Annotated in this window: 2 protein-coding genes; one reads left to right on the top strand and one right to left on the bottom strand. The window is 63.2% G+C overall.

Annotation, left to right across the window (positions count from 1 at the left end; genetic code table 11):
• A partial coding sequence (locus tag WBF82_RS17605; protein WP_424384247.1) for an MCE family protein occupies window positions 1-1,353 on the top strand: 1,353 nt, incomplete at its 5' end.
• Between the two features lie 17 nt (window positions 1,354-1,370).
• On the opposite strand, the gene WBF82_RS17600 is transcribed toward WBF82_RS17605, so the two are convergent.
• The coding region (locus tag WBF82_RS17600; protein WP_424384246.1) for a hypothetical protein at window positions 1,371-1,885 on the bottom strand (515 nt) is incomplete at its 5' end.

The raw sequence follows: 1,885 nt of genomic DNA, 5'->3' as shown, positions 1-1,885 counted from the left end.
GTTATTGCCATGCATGACACCACGATTCCGCAAGCGGTCGGACCGATGCTCGACCAGGTGAACGAGTTGATCAAAAGCCTTCCCAAAAACAAAATCGGTCAATTGCTCGACGAGTCATTCCAAGCCTTCAACGGGGCTGGATACGATCTGGGATCGTTGTCGGACTCGACGTCGCGAATCTCTGCCGACGCCAACGGTGTTGTCGATCGCACGCGAACCCTGACCGAAGACACTGGGCCGCTGTTGGATTCCCAGGCGAAGACCGCCGACTCCGTCCGCGCCTGGGCGCGTAGCCTGGCAGGGATCTCCGATGTGGTGGCGACCGACGATTCCCGGCTTCGCACGTTGCTGCAAAATGGACCGGGCGCCGCGGACGAGGCGTCGCGGCTCTTCGAACAGATCAAGCCGACGCTGCCGGTGTTGCTTGCCAACCTGACCACCATCGGGCAGATCGGCGTCACCTACCACCCCTCGATGGAGCAGCTGCTGGTGTTGCTGCCGCCGGGCGTTGCGGTCACGCAAACGGCAGCGCAGTTCAACCATCCCGAGGGTTGGGCCAAGGGCGACTTCTCATTCACGGTCGACGATCCGCCTATTTGCACGGTCGGCTTCTTGCCGCCAAACATGTGGCGATCCCCGTCCGACACCAGCGACATCGACACGCCGGACGGGTTGTACTGCAAGCTGCCGCAGGATTCACCGCTTTCGGTTCGCGGCGCCCGCAACTATCCCTGCATGGGACACCCCGGAAAGCGCGCGCCCACCGTCGAAATCTGCAACAGCGACAAGCCGTTCATGCCGCTGGCGATGCGCCAGCACGTCCTCGGCCCTTACCCCCTGGATCCGAACCTGCTCTCTCAGGGCATACCGCCCGACGATCGGGTCACCGTCGACCACCGAATCTTCGGACCGATCGAGGGAACACCGCTGCCGCCTGGGGCCATCCCGCGCGGAACAACCCCCGGGCCGCGGGGAGCAACTCCACCACCGGGCACGCTGGGCGCAGCCGCGCCACCGGCACCGTCGTCGGCCAACATGTCGACGCAGGCGGCGGACTTCCCGCCCATCGCGCCACTCGATGTCCCCGCCCAGGGCGAGCTTCCCCCTCCGCCACCCGCCGTGCCCCCACCCCCGACAGGTCCGCCACCGCCCGACACAGTCAACGGTGCGCCGCCGCAGGCACATCCAAGTTCATTCGGGGCCAAGACATCTCGACCCACGCCGTCGATCGCGGTTGCCCCGTACGATCCGCGTACCGGTAGTTACGTCGCTCCGGATGGGAAGTTGTACCAGCAGTCGGATCTGGCAACCTCGACGGCGCCCAAGAAGTGGCAGGACTTGTTTCCGACCTAAAGGGTTCTACTGGCTAGTTAGCCGATCTTGTCGAGCCGCAGCGGCAGTTCGATACCAAGCCACTGGTTTTGCCCGCAGGCGCCGCTGGGGCCGATCGTCTTGTCCTTGCCGGCCATTACCGGCGAACCGAGTTGGTATTCACCACTACCTTCGGGGTCAACTGGGTAGAAGTAGAAGGTCTGCTGCCCGGTGAACGCGGTGCCGTCTTGGCACCGCTCCCAATTCGGCACGTCACGTCTGACGTACCACGACAGCCCGTCGGTCAAGGAGATTGGCGCGCTCCAGCCCTGGTCGCTCTTCATCGTGCCGCTGCACGTCTGAAAATTGGAGCATGACGAGCTGATTGTCCATGTGCTGACGACCGTCGGCTCGTAGTTGTACTGGTCATTGATCTTGGCCCAGTTGCCGTTTGACGTTACGCGGTACGTCCCGTTGATCGCGACGTCTTCCTTTGTGGTTGCTTGTGCGGCGAATGTCGGACCCACAATACTGCATACGTTGGCAGCCAACAGTATCGCGATGGTGGTCGTTC

Source organism: Mycobacterium sp., assembly GCF_049673265.1.
In the GTDB taxonomy this organism is placed as follows: Bacteria; Actinomycetota; Actinomycetes; order Mycobacteriales; family Mycobacteriaceae; genus Mycobacterium.
This window is presented reverse-complemented; position numbering and strand designations above follow the sequence as displayed.